This is a genomic window from Paracidovorax wautersii (assembly GCF_031453675.1).
In the GTDB taxonomy this organism is placed as follows: Bacteria; Pseudomonadota; Gammaproteobacteria; order Burkholderiales; family Burkholderiaceae_C; genus Paracidovorax.
Genome location: NZ_JAVIZX010000001.1, coordinates 3853458 through 3872146, shown reverse-complemented (window position 1 = coordinate 3872146; position 18689 = coordinate 3853458). Strand labels below are relative to the sequence as shown.

Annotated in this window: 14 protein-coding genes and 1 pseudogene; 9 read left to right on the top strand and 6 right to left on the bottom strand. The window is 69.6% G+C overall.

Translation table 11 applies throughout. From position 1 onward, the window contains the following. Window positions 1-45: 45 nt before the first annotated feature. From QE399_RS17410 to QE399_RS17400, 3 genes are all read right to left on the bottom strand, one after another. Window positions 46-495 carry a TonB family protein gene (locus tag QE399_RS17410; protein WP_309830694.1) on the bottom strand — a complete coding sequence of 150 codons (450 nt, stop codon included), beginning with the start codon at window positions 493-495 and terminating at the stop codon, window positions 46-48. A gap of 45 nt (window positions 496-540) precedes the next feature. Beyond that, complete coding sequence (locus tag QE399_RS17405) at window positions 541-1824, bottom strand: O-acetylhomoserine aminocarboxypropyltransferase/cysteine synthase family protein (RefSeq protein WP_309830692.1); 1284 nt, start codon at window positions 1822-1824, stop codon at window positions 541-543. Between the two features lie 189 nt (window positions 1825-2013). Continuing rightward, a complete protein-coding gene (locus QE399_RS17400; protein ID WP_309830690.1) occupies window positions 2014-4020 on the bottom strand; it encodes a peptidase U32 family protein in 2007 nt (668 codons plus the stop codon). A 220-nt stretch (window positions 4021-4240) separates the two neighbouring features. Here QE399_RS17400 and QE399_RS17395 point away from each other — a divergent pair, with 220 nt between their 5' ends. From QE399_RS17395 to alaS, 9 genes are all read left to right on the top strand, one after another. Beyond that, window positions 4241-5398 carry a branched-chain amino acid ABC transporter substrate-binding protein gene (locus tag QE399_RS17395; RefSeq protein WP_309830688.1) on the top strand — a complete coding sequence of 386 codons (1158 nt, stop codon included), beginning with the start codon at window positions 4241-4243 and terminating at the stop codon, window positions 5396-5398. Between the two features lie 149 nt (window positions 5399-5547). Beyond that, entirely contained in the window at window positions 5548-5793 is a 246-nt protein-coding gene (locus QE399_RS17390) for a hypothetical protein (RefSeq protein ID WP_309830686.1), read from the top strand. Window positions 5794-5847: 54 nt separating this feature from the next. Then, window positions 5848-7455: a tRNA adenosine(34) deaminase TadA gene (gene tadA / locus QE399_RS17385; protein WP_309830684.1), complete on the top strand. Its 1608-nt coding sequence runs from the start codon at window positions 5848-5850 to the stop codon at window positions 7453-7455. After that, window positions 7386-8309 carry an LD-carboxypeptidase gene (locus QE399_RS17380; protein ID WP_309832163.1) on the top strand — a complete coding sequence of 308 codons (924 nt, stop codon included), beginning with the start codon at window positions 7386-7388 and terminating at the stop codon, window positions 8307-8309. The genes tadA and QE399_RS17380 overlap by 70 nt, the downstream gene beginning before the upstream one ends. Before the next feature lie 43 nt (window positions 8310-8352). Then, window positions 8353-9306: an adenylate/guanylate cyclase domain-containing protein gene (locus tag QE399_RS17375; protein ID WP_309830682.1), complete on the top strand. Its 954-nt coding sequence runs from the start codon at window positions 8353-8355 to the stop codon at window positions 9304-9306. Between the two features lies 1 nt (window position 9307). Beyond that, a complete protein-coding gene (locus QE399_RS17370) occupies window positions 9308-10021 on the top strand; it encodes a response regulator transcription factor (RefSeq protein ID WP_309830680.1) in 714 nt (237 codons plus the stop codon). Continuing rightward, window positions 10018-11616: a sensor histidine kinase N-terminal domain-containing protein gene (locus tag QE399_RS17365; RefSeq protein ID WP_309830678.1), complete on the top strand. Its 1599-nt coding sequence runs from the start codon at window positions 10018-10020 to the stop codon at window positions 11614-11616. Before QE399_RS17370 ends, QE399_RS17365 begins: the two co-directional genes overlap by 4 nt. Continuing rightward, window positions 11613-12899, top strand: a complete 1287-nt coding sequence (locus QE399_RS17360) for an ABC transporter substrate-binding protein (RefSeq protein WP_309830676.1) — start codon at window positions 11613-11615, stop codon at window positions 12897-12899. The genes QE399_RS17365 and QE399_RS17360 overlap by 4 nt, the downstream gene beginning before the upstream one ends. Window positions 12900-13016: 117 nt before the next feature. Then, complete coding sequence (alaS, locus tag QE399_RS17355; protein WP_309830675.1) at window positions 13017-15653, top strand: alanine--tRNA ligase; 2637 nt, start codon at window positions 13017-13019, stop codon at window positions 15651-15653. Between the two features lie 131 nt (window positions 15654-15784). On the opposite strand, the gene QE399_RS17350 is transcribed toward alaS, so the two are convergent. The 3 genes and pseudogenes from QE399_RS17350 to gluQRS all read right to left on the bottom strand — a co-directional run. After that, entirely contained in the window at window positions 15785-16837 is a 1053-nt protein-coding gene (locus QE399_RS17350) for a GGDEF domain-containing protein (protein WP_309830673.1), read from the bottom strand. Window positions 16838-16874: 37 nt separating this feature from the next. Continuing rightward, window positions 16875-17645, bottom strand: a complete 771-nt coding sequence (gene trmB, locus QE399_RS17345; protein ID WP_405044139.1) for a tRNA (guanosine(46)-N7)-methyltransferase TrmB — start codon at window positions 17643-17645, stop codon at window positions 16875-16877. A gap of 6 nt (window positions 17646-17651) precedes the next feature. Next, a pseudogene (gene gluQRS, locus QE399_RS17340) lies at window positions 17652-18620 on the bottom strand (tRNA glutamyl-Q(34) synthetase GluQRS); the annotation flags it as partial. Window positions 18621-18689 lie beyond the last annotated feature (69 nt).

The window sequence follows — 18689 nt, the reverse complement described above, 5'->3', positions numbered from 1 at the left end:
CGCCGGGCGGCCAGCACGCACGGCAGGCTTTGCGCGCCTGGCCGCTCAGGGTTCGATGCGGAAGGTGTGCTGCAGGAACAGCCGGGCCGGCTTGCCGTCGCGCAGCGGCGGCGAAAAGCGCCAGCTGCGGATGGCGGCGACGGCGGCCTTGTTCAGGGTTTCGTCGGTCTTCGACAGCACCTTGGTCGCGCCCACGGCCCCACTGGGCAACAGTTCGAACGACACCACCACGTCCCCACGGGGGCTGCGCGCGCTATCGGCCAGCAGGAAGGACGGGTAGCGCGGCTCGGCGAACTCCACGATGCGCAGCGGTGCGTCCAGCGGCGGGCTGATCTGCTGGCGCAGCATCCGTTCGGCCTCGCCCTGGCGGAAGTTGGTGGCGTCGACCTCGGTCGCTTCGGCACCGCGCGGCGGCAGGTTGACCGAAGAGGTGGAGCAGCCGGCCAGGACGAGACCGGCCAGCAGGCAGGAGAGGAGGGCATGAGTGCGGTTCATGCCCCTGAGTATCCTCCCAACATCGCCCCCCTGCGGCCTGCCAGGTCAGACCGCGTCCAGCGCCTGCGCCAGGTCGGCCTGCAGGTCGTCGATGTGCTCGATGCCCACGGACAGGCGGACCATGCCCTCGCTCACCCCGGCCTTAGCCAGCTCTTCGGGGTTGAGCTGGCGGTGCGTGGTGGACGCGGGGTGCGTGGCCAGCGACTTCGCATCACCGATGTTGACCAGGCGGGTGAAGAGCTGCAGCGCATCGAGAAAGCGCGCCCCGGCTGCGCGCGGCTCGCCGCCGTCGCTCTTCAGGCTGAACGACAGGATGCCCGATGCGCGCCCGCCCAGCTGCTTTTGCACGATGGCGTGGTCCGGGTGGTCGGCCAGGCCCGCGTAGCGCACCCACTCGACCTTGGGATGCTTTTGCAGGTACTGCGCCAGCGCCAGCGTGTTGTCGCAGATACGGTCCATGCGCAACGCCAGCGTCTCGATGCCCTGCAGGATCAGGAAGGCGTTCTGCGGCGCGAGCGCTGCGCCGGTGTTGCGCAGCGGCACCACGCGGGCGCGGCCGACGAAGGCGGCCTCGCCCAGCGCCTCGGTGTAGACCACGCCGTGGTAGCTCACGTCGGGCTCGTTCAGGCGGGGAAAGCGCGCCTTGTGCTGGGCCCACGGGAACTTGCCGCTGTCCACGATGGCGCCGCCCACGCTGTTGCCGTGGCCGCCCAGGTACTTCGTGAGCGAGTGCACGACGATGTCGGCGCCGTGTTCGATGGGGCGCAGCAGGTAGGGGCTGGGCACCGTGTTGTCCACGATCAGCGGCACGCCGTGCGCGTGGGCGACGTCGGCCAGTGCGCGGATGTCGGTCACGTTGCCCAGCGGGTTGCCGATGGACTCGATGAAGATGGCTTTCGTCTTCTCATCGATCAACGCGGCGAAGCTGGACGGATCGCGCGGGTCGGCGAAGCGGGTGGTGATGCCCTGCTGCGGCAGCGTGTGGGCGAACAGGTTGTAGGTGCCGCCATAGAGCGTGCTGGCCGACACGATGTTGTCGCCCGCCTCGGCGATGGTCTGGATGGCGTAGGTGATGGCCGCCATGCCCGAGGCCACCGCCAGCGCGGCGATGCCGCCCTCCAGCGCCGCGACGCGCTTTTCCAGCACGTCGTTCGTCGGGTTCATGATGCGGGTGTAGATGTTGCCCGCCACCTTCAGGTCGAACAGGTCGGCGCCGTGCTGCGCGCTGTCGAAGGCGTAGGCCACGGTCTGGTAGATGGGCACGGCCACGGCCTTGGTCGTGGGGTCGGGCGTGTAGCCCGCGTGGACGGCAAGCGTTTCGATCTTCATGCGGCAGGTCTCCGGTGTGTGAATGGGTGCCGCGCACCGCACGGGGCGGGCGGGTCGCGGCCATTCTGGCACCGGGCCTTCGCCCAGGGATCGAATCTTTGGCGATGAGCTTATGCCTTGCCAAAGGGGCTTGAAAATCCAAGCCAAATCGGCCTGTTGTGCTTATGCAGCAAGCGCAGGCAGCTATGGTTATGAGAGCGATGAGGGCGCGGGCCGCGTGCGGTAGAACTGCAGCGGCGCAATCTGCATGTCCTTGGCGTGCTGGTTCAGCACCGACTTCTTCATCTTGCCCACCACGTGCATCTCGCAGGGCTTGCAGTCGAAGCGCAGCGTGAGCTTTTCCTTGCCGTTGATGAGCTGCAGCGGCTCGGCCTTGATGGTGCCCTTCACGCCGATCACGCCCTTGGCCTGCTTGGGGCACAGGCTCATGGAGAAGCGCACGCAGTGCTTGGTGATCATCAGGCTGACCTCGCCTTCCTCTTCCTTGCTCTCGTAGGCCGCGTCGATCACCTTCACGCCGTGCTTCATGTAGAAGTCGTGGGACTTCTGGTTGTACACGTTGGCCAGGTAGGTGAGCGTGTCTTCGGGGAAGGGGGCTGGCGGCTCGACCGGCGTGGCGCGCGGCAGGCGCGCGAGGCCGTCAGCGCGTGCCGATTCCAGGGCGGCGACGGCGTCGCGGCGCAGCTGGTTGAGCGCTGACGCCGGAATGAACCAGGGCTGCGACAGGCTGAGCGCGATGTCGTGTACCGAGAAGCTCGTGGCACCGAAGCGGCCCAGTTGCTCGCGCAGCGTGGCCTCGGCCTGGGCGGCATCGGTGGCGCGCTGGTGGGCATGCTGAATGGCCGCGCTGCCCACAAAGCCATCGTCGTCCGTCAGCGTCAGGTCGAAGCCGTCCGAAGTCTCCGACAGCTGCGCCCACAGGCCGATGCGGCGGTCGCTCGATTTCTTGTCGAGCGTGCGCACCCAGTCCATGTCGCGGTTGCGGTTCACTTCCAGGCCCCGGCGCAGGTCCTTGAAGCCGGCGATGGGGTCCTTGGGGAACACGCGCCACCGGCCCTTTTGGGCGTTCACGGCCTCGGCGCGGTTGATCTGCAGGCCCACCAGTTCCTTTTGCAGGTCGTAGTAGCACAGGCCGTCGCCGTTGTGCAGCACGGTCTCGGGGCTCGACAGCTCCAGCTCGACGAAGTTCTCGCCCACCTGGGTCACCCAGCCGATGGCGCGGCCCGGCGTCTTGGGCGTATCGAAGGCGCCGATGTCTTCCTTGCGGCCGTTGACGAAGTAGTCGGTGAACTCGCGGTTGAAGTTCTGATCGGGATCGGGCGTGAAGGTGAAGGTGGTTCGGCCCGAGGACGACCGCGCCAGCGGCTGCGCGGTGAACTCGCGCTCCTCGATGATCTCGTCGAGCAGCTTGCGGTAGTGGGCCGTGATGTTCTTCACGTAGCCCATGTCCTTGTAGCGGCCCTCGATCTTGAAGCTGCGCACGCCGGCGTCGATCAGCGCACGCAGGTTGTCGCTCTGGTTGTTGTCCTTCATCGAGAGCACGTGCTTCTCGTGTGCCAGGATGCGGCCCTGGCCATCCAGCACCTCGTAGGGCAGGCGGCAGGCCTGGTTGCAGTCGCCGCGGTTGGCGCTGCGGCCGGTGTGGGCGTGGGTGATATAGCACTGGCCCGAATAGGCCACGCACAGCGCGCCGTGCACGAAGAATTCGATGGTGGTGCGGGCAGGGTCGGTGGCGGCCCGCACGGCGGCGATCTGGTCCAGGTCCAGCTCGCGGGCGACCACGATCTGCGACAGGCCGGCGTCCTGCAGGAAGCGCGCCTTCTCGGGCGTGCGGATGTCGGTCTGCGTGCTGGCGTGCAGCTGGATGGGGGGCAGGTCCAGCTCCAGCAGGCCCATGTCCTGGATGATGAGCGCGTCGGCCCCGGCTTCGTACACCTGCCAGGCCATGCGGCGGGCGTCCTCCAGCTCGTCGTCGCGCAGGATGGTGTTGAGCGTGATGAAGATGCGGCTGTGGAAGCGGTGCGCGTGGCGGATGAGCCGCTCCAGGTCGCGGATATCGTTGCCCGCCGTCGCCCGCGCTCCGAAGGCCGGCCCGCCGATGTAGACGGCGTCGGCGCCGTGGTTCACGGCCTCGATGCCGATGTCGGCATCGCGGGCGGGGGACAGGAGTTCGAGTTGGTGGGGCAGCAAAGACATAAGGCACGGATTATCCCAGCGCCGCGCCATGGCGGGGGGGCGGGGCGGGCGCCGGGAGGCCCGACCCGCACCATTAGCTGGACGAATCCGCTGAGAAATCCACAGAGCGTGCGCCTTTGTGGTGCTGGCTTGCACGAAAACGGGGCGCAGTGCCGCTAGCATAGGCGCCGCTGTGCAGCCGGCTTGGGCTGTTGTGAGTGATTGATTTTCCGGAGATCGAATGAACGTGCCGTCCAACGTTTCCCGCCTGCGCTCGCCCCTGGCGCTGACCGCCATCGCCTGCGCCCTGGCCGCAGGTGCCGCTTCCGCCCAGGAAGTCCAGACCGTCAAGATCGGCCACGCCGGCCCCGTGTCGGGCGGCATCGCCCACATCGGCAAGGACACCGAGAACGGCGTGCGCATGGCGGTGGACGAGCTGAACACGCAGAACCTGGTGATCGGCGGCAAGAAGATCAAGTTCGAGCTGGCCGCCGAAGACGACGCCGGCGACCCGCGCCAGGCCACGGCCGTGGCGCAGAAGCTGTGCGACTTCAAGGTGGCCGGCGTGGTGGGCCACCTGCAGTCGGGCACGTCGATTCCTGCATCCACCATCTACGACAAGTGCGACCTGCCGCACATCACGGCGTCGGCCACCAACCCCGACCTGACCAAGCCCGGCTACAAGACCGCCTTCCGCCTGATCGCCAATGACAGCGCCCTGGGCGCGGCACTGGCCATCTACGCGGCCGACCACCTCAAGCTCAAGACCGTGGCCATCATCGACGACCGCACGGCCTACGGCCAGGGGGTGGCGCAGGTGTTCAAGGCCACGGCGCAGCAGAAGGGCCTGACGGTGGTGGGCGAGGAGTTCACCAACGACAAGGCCACGGACTTCATGGCCATCCTCACTTCGCTCAAGAACAAGAAGCCCGACGGCATCTTCTACGGCGGCCTGGACGCGCAGGCCGGCCCCATGCTGCGCCAGATGGAGCAGCTGGGCCTGGGCCAGGTGAAGTACTTCGGCGGCGACGCACTGTGCACCGAGAAGCTGCCCGAGCTGGCCAGCAAGGTGGCCGCGCTCAAGAACGTGACCTGCGCCACGGGCGGTGCCTCGGTCACCAAGATGCAAGGCGGCGCCGAATGGAAGAAACGCTACGACGCCAAGTTCCCCGGCCAGTTCCAGATCTACAGCCCCTACGCCTACGACGCGGCCATGGTGCTGGTGGACGCCATGAAGCGCGCCGACTCGGTCGACCCGCGCAAGTACACGCCGTTCATCGCCAAGACCAACTACAAGGGGGTGACCGCCAACGTGTCGTTCACGCCCAAGGGGGAGCTGACGGCCCCGGCCGTCACGCTGTACCACTACCCCGCCAACGCCCGCGTGGCGCTGAACTGACCGGCAGCGGGTGCTTGAAACGGCCGTCCTGCGGGGCGGCCGTTTGTCTTTTGCGGGTACCACGCGTTGTCGCTACAGTGCGGGGCGTGACCGTCCGCCCACCTTGTAGCGTGAGGGGAACCAGGTCACCAAGCACAGGAGAACGGCATATGCGGATGGGATGGGGTTTGGCGGGCGTGCTGGCCGCGTTGGCGATCGTGGCCGTGCTGGCCAGAAAGCAGGTGGATGCCACCCGCGTCACCGTGCCCGCTGTTCCGGGCGCGTCGGCGCCGGCACAGGGCGCTTCCGACGCGATCGTCCGCGTCCAGGGCCAGCAGGTGCAGCGCCAGATCCAGCAGCAGGTGGAAAGCCTGATGCAGCAGCCCCGGCCCATGCCGGACGAAGATTCCAAGTAAAAATGGCATCCAGCGCTTGATGCGTAAGCGCCACTAGCTATCAATTTGATACCGATGCATTCTCTGGCCGACGACGACGCGCACTGGATGCGCCTGGCATTGGCGCAGGCCCGCGAGGCCGCCGACGCCGGCGAAGTGCCCGTGGGCGCCGTCGTGGTGCGCCAGGGCGAGGTCATCGCCACCGGGCGCAATGCCCCCATTGCCGGCCACGACCCGACCGCCCACGCCGAGATCGCCGCCTTGCGTGCCGCCGCCCAGCGGCTGGGCAACTACCGGCTGGACGGCTGCACGCTGTACGTGACGCTGGAGCCCTGCGCCATGTGCAGCGGCGCCATGCTCCACGCCCGCCTGCCGCGCGTGGTCTACGGCGCGGCCGACGCCAAGACCGGCGCCGCCGGCTCGGTGGTGGATCTATTCGCCGAGCCACGCCTGAACCACCACACCCAGCTGCAGGGCGGGGTGCTGGCCGAGGAGTGCGGTGCGCTGCTCGCCGCCTTCTTCCGCACCCGCCGCCAGCAGCAGCGCGCCCAGGCCCTGGCAGCGCACCCGCTGCGCGACGACGCGCTGCGTACGCCCGATGCCGCTCTGGCCGCTCTGCCGGGCTACCCCTGGCCGCCGCATTACCTGAGCGACCTGCCGGCCCTGGCCGGCCTGCGGCTGCATTACCTCGACGAAGGCCCGCGGGACGCGCCGCGCACCTGGCTGTGCCTGCACGGCAGCCCCACCTGGAGCTACCTGTACCGCCACATGCTGCCGGTGTTCACCGCGGCGGGCGACCGCGTGCTGGCGCCGGACCTGATCGGCTTCGGCCGCAGCGACAAGCCCAAGAAGGAAGGCGCGCACCGGCTCGCATGGCACCTGCAGGTATTGCTCGACTGGATCGAGCGGCTGGATGCCCACGGCCTGGTGCTGGTGGGGCATGGCGAAGGCACGGCGCTGGCCCTGGCGCTGGCGGCGGCAGCGCCGCAACGCTGCAGCGGCCTGCTGGTGCTGGACGCGGCGGCGCTGCCGCTGGAGGGCGCGGGGGCGTCGGCCCCTGCTGCGGCCGCTTGGCAAGAGGATCTGCGCGCGGTGGCCTTGCGAAAGGCTCCGGCCGTCGGTGCCCTGGTGGCGGCGCACGGCCCGGCGCTATCGGCTGCGGAGGCAGCGGCGTACGACGCGCCGTTTCCCGATGCCGGCTACCGCGCAGGCCTGCGTGCGCTCGTCTCGGATGTCGCCCGGCAGGACATGGGCGCGCTGCAAGAGGCCTCGTCGGCCTTCTGGCAGGGCGACTGGCGCGGCAAGAGTGCGTTGGCTGCCGGAGAACGCGACGCTGTTGGCCGCCACGCTGCGGACGTGCTGCGCCAGCGTCTGCACGGGTGCCCGCCCGTGTGTGGGTGCTGCCGGAGGGGGGGCGCTTCCTGCCCGAGCAGGGCCAGGCCATCGCCGAGCGGGCTGTGGAATACTTTCGCCCCTGACGCAGGCCCCGGCCCGCAACCGCCTTCGGGATCGCTACCGCTTAATTCACCTAGGAGCAGGCCGCCCGGCCTGAACGCCTCTTGTCCGCAGACCACGACCATTCCCATTGCAGCCACCACCACGGCCCGCAGCACATCTACATCTACTCGCCCTCGGGGGCGGTGCGCGACAAGGCGGCGTTCCGCCGGGGCGTGGCACGGCTGAAGGCGATGGGCCATGAGGTGGAGGTCGACGTGGACGCGCTGGCCTCGCACACCCGCTTTGCCGGCGACGATGCCACGCGGCTGGCCGCCATCCACCGCGCGGCCGCCAGCGGCGCCGATGTCGCGCTGATCTCGCGCGGCGGCTACGGCATCACCCGGCTGCTGGGCGACATCCGCTACAAGGCCGTCGCCAAGGCCGTGGCGGGCGGCACGCGCTTCATCGGCGTGAGCGACTTCACCGCCTTCCAGAACGCGCTGCTGGCCCAAACCGGCGCCGTGACCTGGGCCGGCCCCGCGCTGGTGGGCGATCTGGGCTGCGAAGGCGAGCCGGACGACATCATGCTGGCCTGCCTGGACGACCTGTTCACCGGCCATGGCGAGGGCAGCGGCTGGCGCATGAACGCCGAAAAGCCCCGGGCCGACGGCCAGCCCGCCGTGCGCGACGTGTACATCAAGAACGCCACGCTGTGGGGCGGCAACCTGGCCGTGCTGGGCTCCCTGGTCGGCACGCCCTACCTGCCCGAGGTGAAGGGCGGCATCCTGTTCATCGAAGACGTGAACGAACATCCCTACCGGGTGGAACGCCTGCTCACGCAGCTGCTGCACGCCGGCGTGCTGGCGAGGCAGAAGGCCGTGATCCTCGGCCAGTTCACCGACTACAAGCTGTCCCCGCACGACAAGGGCTTCAAGCTGCAGAGCGTGATCGACTGGCTGCGCACGCAGATCAAGGCACCGGTGCTCACCAATCTGCCCTACGGCCATGTGCCGACCAAGGTGCTGCTGCCCGTGGGCGGGCAGGTGTCGCTCTCGGTCGAAGGACGCGACGCGCTGCTGTACTGGGGCCACGTCCACTGACGCGGTCCGACCGGTTGAGTCCTCCCCAGCGGAAAGGCCGCGCGTGAGTTCGGTGCATACCGTCGTGTTCGCCGACATCGTCGGCAGCACGGCCCTGTTCGACACCCTGGGCAACGCGCGTGCGGCGGCTGCCGTGACTGCGCTCACGCAGTGGATCGGCGAATCCATGCAGACCCACGGCGGGCAGGTCGTCAAGACGCTCGGCGACGGCGTGCTGGGCCGCTTCGCCGACCCGTCCGCCGCCGTGGCGGCCATGGTCGCCGTCATGCGCACCCACCGCGATGCGATGGCCGCCCGCCCGGATGGGCTGCGCCAGAGCATCCGCGTAGGCCTGGCCCGCGGCGAATTGGTGGAGGTGGATGGGGACTGCTTCGGCGATGCCGTCAATGTGGCCGCGCGCCTGTGCGAGCGGGCCGGCGCTGATGAGATCTGGGCGACTGCCGCCGCACTGCAGCAGGTGGGGGCGGTGGCCGGCACGCAGTTCATTCGCCTGGGGCCGCTGGAGATGCGCGGCAAGGCCGATCCGTTGGTGCTCTTTCAGGTGGCCTGGCGCGAGGACCTGGAGTCGGATTCGCTCACCCAGCAGGCCGCGCTGCCCAGCCGTCTCGCATCGCTGGGGACCGAGGCGGCGGGGGCGGTGCCGTTGCAATTGCAGCTTTCCTGGCCCGGCCAGGTGCGGAGGTTCGCGGTGCCGGAGTTGCCCCTGCAGATCGGCCGCTCCACCGACGCGGCCGTGTGCCTGGCCGACCCCCGCGTCTCCCGACTGCATGCGCGCATCGAGGCGCGGCAAGGCACCCTCGTGCTCACCGATCTGAGCAGTTTCGGCACCTGGGTGCGCTTCGATGGCAGCGACACGGTGGTGGCGCTGCGCCGCGACAGCTGCCTGGTGCACGGCGCCGGGGTGATGGCGCTGGGCGGCCCGCCGAACGGCCCGGGGACGCCAACGGTCCGCTTTCGCGTGGCCGGGCCCGCTGCGGTGGGCGAGGGGCCGGTCTGACATGCGCATCCTGCTTGTCGAGGACGATCCCGACCTGGCCGAGGCCGTTACGCGCCGCCTGCGCCGCCAGGGCCATGCGGTGGACTGGCAGTCCGACGGCCGCGCTGCCTTCGAGGTGCTGGGCTATGAGCCGTTCGACCTGCTCCTGCTGGACATCGGCCTGCCGGGCATGGATGGCCTCACGCTGCTGGCGCAGCTGCGCCGCCAGGGCAACAAGACGCCCGTGCTGATGCTCACCGCCCGCGCGGACATCGAGGACCGCGTCAACGCGCTCGACGTGGGCGCGGACGACTACCTGGACAAGCCCTTCGACTTCCGCGAGCTGGACGCCCGCTGCCGCGCCCTGCTGCGCCGCCCGCAGGGCCAGGCCTCCGGCGTGTGGGAGGTGGGTGGCCTGCGCATCGACAGCGCCGCGCGCAAGGTGAGCTGGCAGGGCGACGACCTGGACCTGCCCAACCGCGAGTTCAGCCTGCTGGAGGTACTGGTGGGCCGCATGGGCCGCGTGGTCAGCAAGGACGACATCGCCAGCCGGCTCTTCAACTTCGACGAGGACGTGGGCCTGAACGCCATCGAGGTCTACGTGGGGCGGCTGCGCAAGAAGCTCGCGATGAGCCAGCTGCACATCACCACGGTGCGTAGCGTGGGCTACCGCGCCGATGTGCAGGTGGACGTGCCGGCGCAAGAAGGCGCGGCCCGGCCGCCCGCGCAGCCATGAGCGCTGCAGCCAAGGCCGACGGCGGCGCAAGGGCGCACACTGCGCGCCCCGCGGCGCGCAGCCTGCCGTCGGTGCGGCGCATGCTGCTGGTTTCCATCGGCACGCTCTTCCTGCTGGCCACGGTGGCGCTGTTCTTCGCCGCCCGCAGCTACGGCCTGCGCGCCGCCGACCGCTCGTACGACCACCTGCTGCGCGCCTCGGCCCTCTCCATGGCCGACAGCGTGGGTTTCGTGCAGGGCCAGTGGCAGGTGGACCTGCCGTACGCCGCGCTGGATCTGCTCGCCATGGCGCCGCAGGACCGGGCCTTCTACCGCATCGCCGGGCCGGACGGCCAGACCATCACCGGCTATGGCGATTTGCCTGCGCCGCCGGAGCGCCCGGCGGCGGGTGCCGGCGACGGCGCGGCGGTCTTCTTCGATGCCACCTACCGGGGCGAGGCGGTGCGCTTTTCGGTGGTGCCGCGCTACATCGCCGGGGCCGCCGGCTCGGGCCAGGTCTGGGTGCAGGTGGGGCAGACGCGCCTGGCGCGCGATGCGCTGGCGGCCGACATCGTCTGGCGTGCCACAGCGGGCATCGTGGGGCTGATGGCAGGGGTGTTCCTGCTGCTGTGGCTGGGCGTGCACCGGGCGCTGCGCCCGCTGGCGCGGCTGGAGCAGGAGCTGCTGGCGCGCCCGGCGTCCGATCTGCGGCCCGTGGCCACCCCGGTGCCGCAGGAGCTGGCGCAGGTGGTGCGGGCGCTCGACGGCTTCATGGGCCGGCTGGCGGTCAACCTGGATGCGCTGCGCACCTTCATCGCCGAGGCGGCGCACCAAATGCGTACGCCGCTGGCCGCGCTGATCGCCCAGGCCCAGGAGGGCCTGGACGACGACGACCCCCAGGCGCAGCGCCGCAGCCTGCAGGCGGTCGAGCGCAACGCCACCCGGCTGCGGCGGCTGCTCAATCAGCTGCTCAGCGACGCCAGCGTGGCCCACCAGGGGCACTTGCAGCGCTTCGGCCGGGTGGAACTGGTGGCGCTGCTGCGCGAAGCCCTGCGCGACGTGGTGCCGCGCGCCGAACCGCAGCCGCAGGTGTGCCTGTGGTGGGGCGCGGAAGAGGGAGATTTGCTTTCAAAAGAGGAGCTGCTTGCGCAATACCCACCTGCGCTGGAGGCCAAAAACATGCTGAAGTCTTTCCCTCCGCAGGCCTGGGTGCAGGGCGATGCGCTGATGCTGCGCGAGGCGTTCAAGAACCTGGTCGACAACGCGCTGCGGCATGGCCGTCCGGAGCAAGGCCCCATCGACGTGCGCGTGCACGCGGCGCCTCTGTCGCCAGACGGCCTGGAAGCCTCCGCGCCGGGCTGGCGCGTGGCCGTCACCGACCAGGGCCCGGGCGTGCCGGTGGGGCAGCAGGATCGTCTGTTCGAGCGCTTCGTGCGCGGCCACGGTGCGGCGGCGGGCGGCGCCGGTCTGGGTCTGGCAATCGTGCAGCGCGTGGTGCAGAGCCACGGCGGGCGCATCGATGCCGGCAACCGCCCTGGCGGTGGCTGGTCGGTGGCCCTGTGGCTGCCCGGTGCAGCAGAGGACGAGGGCGCCACGGCGCAGGAGGCCGCGGCATGACCGGCACGGTGCACGCCATCGCGCGCCGCACGGCGCTGCGGCACATCGCCTGGCCCGCGCTGGCCATGGCCGGGTGGCAGGCCGCTGCCCCGGCGGCGCATGCCGTGCCCGCGGACGCGCGTTCGCAGGCGGCCATGGCGGGCACCACAAGCACGCGCTGGCCGGGCGGCACGGTCACGCTGTTTCCGGCGCAGGGTACGCAGCAGGCCGTGCTGTCGGTGGACAGCTCTACCGACACGGTGCTCTTCGCGCCGGCCATCCGCGACTTCCAGCGGCGCCATCCCGGCGTGGCCGTGCGCTACGCCGACCGGCAGAGCCTGGTGATGCACGCCAGCGCGCTGCGGCGCGCGCGGGGCGGCGCACTGTCCTCCGGCCCGGACGACGCCAACCCCGATCTGCTCATCAGCAGCAGCCTGGACCTGCAGACCCTGCTGGCCAACGACGGCTACGTGCTGCCCCACCGCTCCGCGCAGACCCGGGCGCTGCCTGAGGGCGCGCAGTGGCGCGACGAAGTCTTCAGCCTGGGCGCCGACCCGGTGGTGATGGTCTACCACCCGCGCCTGCTGCCGCCAGCGCGTGCCCCCCAGACGCGCGGCCAGCTGCTGGCGCTGCTGCGCGATCCGGACCAGCCCTTGATGGGGCGCATCGGCACCTACGACGCCACCCGCAGCGGCCTGGGCTACCTGCTGGCCACGCAGGACGCGCGCTACGACAGCACGGCCGGCGTGCTGCTGGCCGCCATGGGCGCCAACCGCGTGCGGCTGGGCGACTACATCGAACCGCTGCTGGATGAACTGGAGGCGGGGCGGCTGGCGCTGGTCTACAACGTGCCGGCCTCGTACGTGCAGGCACGCATCGCGGCGGGCTCGCCGCTGCGCATGGTGGTGGCGCAGGACTACACGCTGCTGACCACGCGCGCGGCGGTGATTCCCGCTGCTGCCGCGCGGGCGGACCTGGCCCGCAGCTTCCTGGACGACCTGCTGTCGCCGGAAGGGCAGGCCGTGCTGGCACGCGACACGCGCCTGCTGCCCATCCGCCAGGCCGTGGCTGCCGGGCGCGATGGCCGTGCCATGGCCCATCTGGCGCACAGCGCGGCCGGGGAGGGCGCGCCGGCGTCCGCCTGGGGCGCGGACGGTACCGCAGGGGCCAGCGCCTGGCGCCTGCTGGCGCCTGGCCTGGGGTTGCTGGTGTATCTGGATCCGCTCAAGCGCCGGCGCTTTTTGCAGGCCTGGGCCAGCAGCATGGGCACTGTGCCGGGGGGCGGGCCAGGCGCGGAACGGTGAGATAATCGACGGTTTCCCGACGTCTTCCCATTCCATTGTTGCGATCGCTGCCGATGGTGGCGTCCGGGCCCGTTCCAGGGTCCCGGCGCGCCGCCCGCAGCCGCCAGAAAGTCCCGGATGAAAGTCTCTGAAATCCGCGCCCAGTTCCTTCAGTTCTTTGCCGAGCGCGGCCACACCATCGTCCCGTCGTCGCCGCTCGTGCCCGGCAACGATCCCACGCTGATGTTCACCAACTCGGGCATGGTCCAGTTCAAGGACGTGTTCCTGGGTACCGACAAGCGCTCGTACAACCGCGCCACGTCGGTGCAGGCCTGCCTGCGTGCCGGCGGCAAGCACAACGACCTGGAGAACGTGGGCTACACGGCCCGCCACCACACCTTCTTCGAGATGCTGGGCAACTGGTCCTTCGGCGACTACTTCAAGCGCGAGTCGCTGAATTGGGCCTGGGAGCTGTTGACCCAGGTGTACAAACTGCCCGCCGACAAGCTGTACGCCACGGTCTACCAGGAAGACGACGAGGCGTACGGCATCTGGGAAGAGATTTTCGTCAAGGCCGGCTGGACGCCCGAGCGCGTGAAGCAAGAGGGCCGCATCATCCGCATCGGCGACAACAAGGGCGGCCGCTACAAGTCCGACAACTTCTGGATGATGGCCGACACCGGGCCCTGCGGCCCCTGCTCGGAGATCTTCTACGACCACGGCGCGCACATTCCCGGCGGCCCTCCGGGCAGCCCCGACGAGGACGGCGACCGTTTCATCGAGATCTGGAACAACGTGTTCATGCAGTTCGACATGAAGGAAGACGGCAGCGTCACGCCGCTGCCCGCGCCCTGCGTGGACACCGGCATGGGCCTGGAGCGTCTGGCCGCCATCCTGCAGCACGTGCACAGCAACTACGAGATCGACATCTTCGATGCGCTGATCAAGGCCGCCGCGCGCGAGACCCGCACCACCGATCTGGCGAATCCCTCGCTCAAGGTGATCGCCGATCACATCCGCGCCACCTCGTTCCTCATCAGCGACGGCGTGATCCCCAGCAACGAAGGCCGGGGCTACGTGCAGCGCCGCATCGTGCGCCGCGCCATCCGCCACGGCTACAAGCTGGGCCAGAAGACGCCGTTCTTCCACAAGCTGGTCAAGGACCTGGCCGAGCAGATGGGCGATGCGTACCCCAAGCTGCGCGAGCAGCAGCAGCGCATCACCGAGGTGCTGAAGGCCGAGGAGGAGCGCTTCTTCGAGACGCTGGCCAACGGCATGGACATTCTGGACACGGCCCTGGCCGGCGGTGCCCAGGTGCTGCCCGGCGATGTCGCGTTCAAGCTGCACGACACCTACGGCTTCCCGCTCGACCTGTCGGCCGACGTGTGCCGCGAGCGTGGCGTGTCGGTGGACGAGGCCGGCTTCAAGGCCGCCATGGAGCGCCAGAAGGCGCAGGCCCGCGCGGCCGGCAAGTTCAAGATGGACCGCGCCCTGGACTACACCGGCGCGTCCAACCGTTTCAGCGGCTATGAGCAGCTGAAGGAGTCGGCCAAGATCGTCGCGCTGTACGTCAACGGCACCAGCGTCGATGCGCTCAAGGCGGGCGAAGACGGCGTGGTCGTTCTCGACACCACGCCTTTCTACGCCGAGAGCGGCGGCCAGGTGGGCGACGAGGGCGTCATCAGCACCGGCTCGGCACACTTCGCCGTGAACGACACCATCAAGATCAAGGCCGACGTGTTCGGCCATCACGGCACGCTGGAGAGCGGTGCGCTGAAGGTGGGCGATGGGGTGGACGCCGAGGTGAACACCCAGCTGCGCGCGGCCACCATGCGCAACCACTCGGTGACCCACCTGATGCACAAGGCCCTGCGCGAGGTGCTGGGCGAACATGTGCAGCAAAAGGGCAGCCTGGTGAATGCCGAGCGCACGCGCTTCGACTTCGCCCACAACGCCCCCATCACCGACGCACAGATCCGCGAGATCGAACGCCGCGTGAATGCGGAGATCCTGGCGAACACCCCGACGGGTGCGCGCGTCATGGACATCGAGTCCGCCCAGAAGACCGGCGCCATGATGCTGTTCGGCGAGAAGTATGGCGACAGCGTGCGTGTGCTGGACATCGGCACCAGCCGTGAGCTCTGCGGCGGCACGCACGTCACCCGCACGGGGGATATCGGCCTCTTCAAGATCGTCGCCGAAGGCGGCGTGGCGGCCGGTGTGCGCCGGGTGGAAGCCATTACCGGCGAGGCCGCCGTGGCCTACGTGCAGCAGCTCGAAGACACCGTGAACCGCGCGGCAGGTGCCCTGCGTGCCCCGGCCGGCGAGCTGACCGGCCGCATCGGCCAGGCGCTCGACCAGATCAAGGCGCTGGAGAAGGAAATCGCGGCCTTGAAGGGCAAGCTGGCATCCAGCCAGGGCGACGAACTGGCGGCCCAGGCCGTCGAGGCCCAGGGCGTGAAGGTGCTGGCCGCCCGTCTGGAGGGCGCGGACGCCAAGACGCTACGCGACACCATGGATAAGCTCAAGGACAAGCTCAAGAGCGCGGCCATCGTGCTGGCGGCCGTCGATGGCGCCAAGGTGCAGATCGCGGCCGGCGTCACGCCCGACGTGATGGCCAAGGTGAAGGCCGGCGAACTGGTGAACTTCGTGGCCCAGCAGGTGGGCGGCAAGGGCGGCGGCAAGCCCGACATGGCCATGGCCGGCGGCACCGATGCGGCTGCGCTGCCCGCGGCGCTGGCCTCCGTGCAGGCGTGGGTGGCCGAGCGGCTGTGATGTCGGGGGCCGCAGCTGCGGCCCGACGCCACGCGGCGGCAGCAAGCCCGCCATGAGAAAGGCCCGCAGTTGCGGGCCTTTTTTCTTGTCAGCGCGAGTGTCTGCCGGAGTCGCAGCCGCGGGCGGGAGCCTCAGAACAGTTCGACGTCGTCGTTGGCGACCTTGGCCTGCAGATGCCCCTGGGCAACGAGTTCGTCGTAGAAACACACCTGGTTGCGGCCGTGCTCCTTGGCGTAGTACAGCGCCTGGTCCGCACGGCCCAGGATCTCGACGGGCGCGCCCTGCTGGGTGCTGGCGAAGCCGACGCTGACGGTGACCTGGCCGACCTGGGGGAAGTGGTATTCCTGCACGGCCTGGCGGAAGCGGTTGAACACCTTGTACGCCGTCGACAGCGTGGTCGAGCGCAGCAGCACCACGAACTCTTCGCCGCCGAAGCGGAAGATGCGGTCGTGGCTGCGGAACGAGCTGCGCAGGATATTGGCCACCAGGATCAGCACCTCGTCGCCGTACAGATGGCCGAAGCGGTCGTTGACGAGCTTGAAGTGGTCGATGTCCACCACCGCCAGCCACTGGCGCACGGGCTCCTGGCCGGCCTCCGTGCCGTCGTCGGGCGAGACCAGCAGCTCGCTCGCCTCCGCATAGGCCCCATCGCCGGCCGCGGACTGGCGGGTGAACTGTTCGTCGAAGGTCTTGCGGTTGAACAGCCCGGTGAGCGCATCCCGTTCGCTGTAGTCGAGCAGGCTCTGGTAGTTCTGGTAGACGTGGAACACGCCCTTGATCACATCCAGCTTGTGGGCCGAGAACGGGCGCGACTGCGTGATCTCCAGGCAGGTGTGCACTTCGTCGTGCATCCATACGGGTAACCACAGCGTGTAGGTACCTTTGCGGGACGAGTCCTTGGCGCTGGCCTCGCGCTGTGCGATGCACGCGTGCAGCGCCGGGTAGTCGCTGACGGGCTGCCGGCGTGAGTCGCTCTGGGCGTCGGAGCCGGTGGACACGAGCTGGCCGTTATCGATCCAGGTCCGGGGGCGCACGTACTGCACCCCGTCCCTGTGGAAGACCTCCAGCGCCCGCACCTCCTTGATGGAAGCCAGTTTCTGCAGCGTGGAAAGTACCGAAACCTCCAGCCGGAGATGGTCCCGATGACCGGTCATCTCCACCAGATTGTCAAGAATGGGCTTCATCGGGTGCTGTGGTTCCGTCGTTGGGCGGTCGGTGGCGTCAGTCGCGCCGCTTGAATACCACGTCCCAGACGCCGTGGCCCAGGCGCAGGCCCCGGTTCTCGAACTTGGTCAGGGGGCGGTAGTCGGGCTGCGGCGCAAAGCCTTCGGCCGTGTTCTCGAGCGAAGGCTCGGCGGACAGCACTTCGAGCATCTGCTCCGCATAGGGCTGCCAGTCGGTGGCGCAGTGCAGGTAGCCGCCGGGCTTGAGGCGCGCGGCCAGCTTGGCGACCAGCATCGGCTGGATGAGCCGGCGTTTGTTGTGACGCTTCTTGTGCCAGGGATCGGGAAAGAAGATGTGCACGCCGTCCAGCGAGCCGGGCGGCAGCATGTGGTCGATGACCTCCACGGCGTCGTGCTGGAGGATGCGGATGTTCTCGATGCCGTGTTCGCCGATGCGCTTGAGCAGGGCGCCCACGCCGGGCTCATGCACTTCGCAGCACAGGAAGTTGTCCTGCGGACGCACCCGGGCGATGTGGGCCGTGGCTTCGCCCATGCCGAAGCCGATCTCCAACACCAGCGGGGCCTGGCGCCCGAAGGCCGCAGTGGCGTCCAGCGGGACCGGCGCATACGGCAGAAGAAAGCGAGGGCCCAGGTCTTCGAAAGCCTTGGCCTGGCCGGTCGTCGTGCGGCCAGCGCGCCGCACGTAGCTGCGGATGGTTTTGGGGAAGGCCACGTCTGCGGGCGCGGCACCGCCGCCTTCCTGAGGCGACGGCGTGGAGGGGGCGGGGGAGGGGCCGTTGGCGGCCAGAGGGGAAGGCGTTTCTGTCACGCATGGATTGTAGATTCGTCGCCATGCCAGAACCCACTGCGCCAGCGCCTGCGCGACTGTGGTGTTGTCAGGATGCGCCACGTCGGGCAGGCCGAGCACGCGGGCTGCCGCACGCAGCACTTCCAGCGGCCGGGCCACATCCACGGGCGGTGCGCCGTGCTGCTTGGAGAGCTTCTCGCCATCATCGGCGCGCACCAAGGGCATGTGCATGTACGTGGGGTGGGGCACGCCCAGGGCCTGCTGCAGCAGCAACTGGCGGGGCGTGTTGTCGGCCAGGTCCTCGCCGCGCACGATGTGGGTGACGCCCTGGTCGGCATCGTCGACCACCACGGCCAGCTGGTAGGCCCACAAACCATCCGCGCGTCGTAGGACGAAGTCGCCGACCTGGCGGGCCACGTCCTGGTACTGCCGGCCCAGGCGCCGGTCCGTCCAGTGCATGCCATCGTTTGCTATTAATAATATAGCTTGCTGCGCTTTCTTATAAAGGGCTGGAGGCTGATTTGCCTGTTGTTGTGTGGCGTGAAACCGCCACGACCGGGCCGGTCGGCCCTGCAGCCCGTGGCGGCAGGTGCCGGGGTAGGGTAGCTCCACATGGCGGTTGCGCTGGAATCCCAGGGCCGCCTGGGCCTTTTCGATGTCGCGGCGTGAGCAGCCGCAGGGATAGGCCCGGCCGGCGGCCACCAGCGCATCCAGGGCCTGCTGGTAGCGTGCCTGCCGTGCGGACTGCCACCAAGGCGGCTCGTCGGGCACTAGGCCGCAGGCGGCCAGCTGCGAGAGGATGCGCTCGGCCGCGCCGGGCGCGCATCGGGGCGTGTCCACATCCTCGATGCGGACGAGCCAGCGCCCGCCACGCCCATCGTGGGCGGCCCTCGCGTCGAGCCAGCTGGCCAGCGCGGCCACCAGCGAGCCGGCGTGCAACGGGCCCGTGGGCGAGGGCGCGAACCGCCCGGTATAGGCCGCAGTGTCCCTGTTCATCGGATCAGCATGGCGGCCCGGCACCCGCCCGGCTGGGACCAGGGTGCGGCGGTGGCCCGGCGGGGCCGA

Bases quoted from the DNA above. Each gene is read 5' to 3' on its own strand.
- QE399_RS17410 (WP_309830694.1), bottom strand. From the start codon at position 495: ATGAACCGCACTCATGCCCTCCTCTCCTGCCTGCTGGCCGGTCTCGTC.
- QE399_RS17350 (WP_309830673.1), bottom strand. From the start codon at position 16,837: ATGAAGCCCATTCTTGACAATCTGGTGGAGATGACCGGTCATCGGGAC.
- tadA (WP_309830684.1), top strand. From the start codon at position 5,848: ATGCATTCTCTGGCCGACGACGACGCGCACTGGATGCGCCTGGCATTG.
- QE399_RS17360 (WP_309830676.1), top strand. From the start codon at position 11,613: ATGACCGGCACGGTGCACGCCATCGCGCGCCGCACGGCGCTGCGGCAC.
- QE399_RS17390 (WP_309830686.1), top strand. From the start codon at position 5,548: ATGCGGATGGGATGGGGTTTGGCGGGCGTGCTGGCCGCGTTGGCGATC.
- QE399_RS17370 (WP_309830680.1), top strand. From the start codon at position 9,308: ATGCGCATCCTGCTTGTCGAGGACGATCCCGACCTGGCCGAGGCCGTT.
- QE399_RS17400 (WP_309830690.1), bottom strand. From the start codon at position 4,020: ATGTCTTTGCTGCCCCACCAACTCGAACTCCTGTCCCCCGCCCGCGAT.
- QE399_RS17405 (WP_309830692.1), bottom strand. From the start codon at position 1,824: ATGAAGATCGAAACGCTTGCCGTCCACGCGGGCTACACGCCCGACCCC.
- QE399_RS17395 (WP_309830688.1), top strand. From the start codon at position 4,241: ATGAACGTGCCGTCCAACGTTTCCCGCCTGCGCTCGCCCCTGGCGCTG.
- alaS (WP_309830675.1), top strand. From the start codon at position 13,017: ATGAAAGTCTCTGAAATCCGCGCCCAGTTCCTTCAGTTCTTTGCCGAG.
- QE399_RS17365 (WP_309830678.1), top strand. From the start codon at position 10,018: ATGAGCGCTGCAGCCAAGGCCGACGGCGGCGCAAGGGCGCACACTGCG.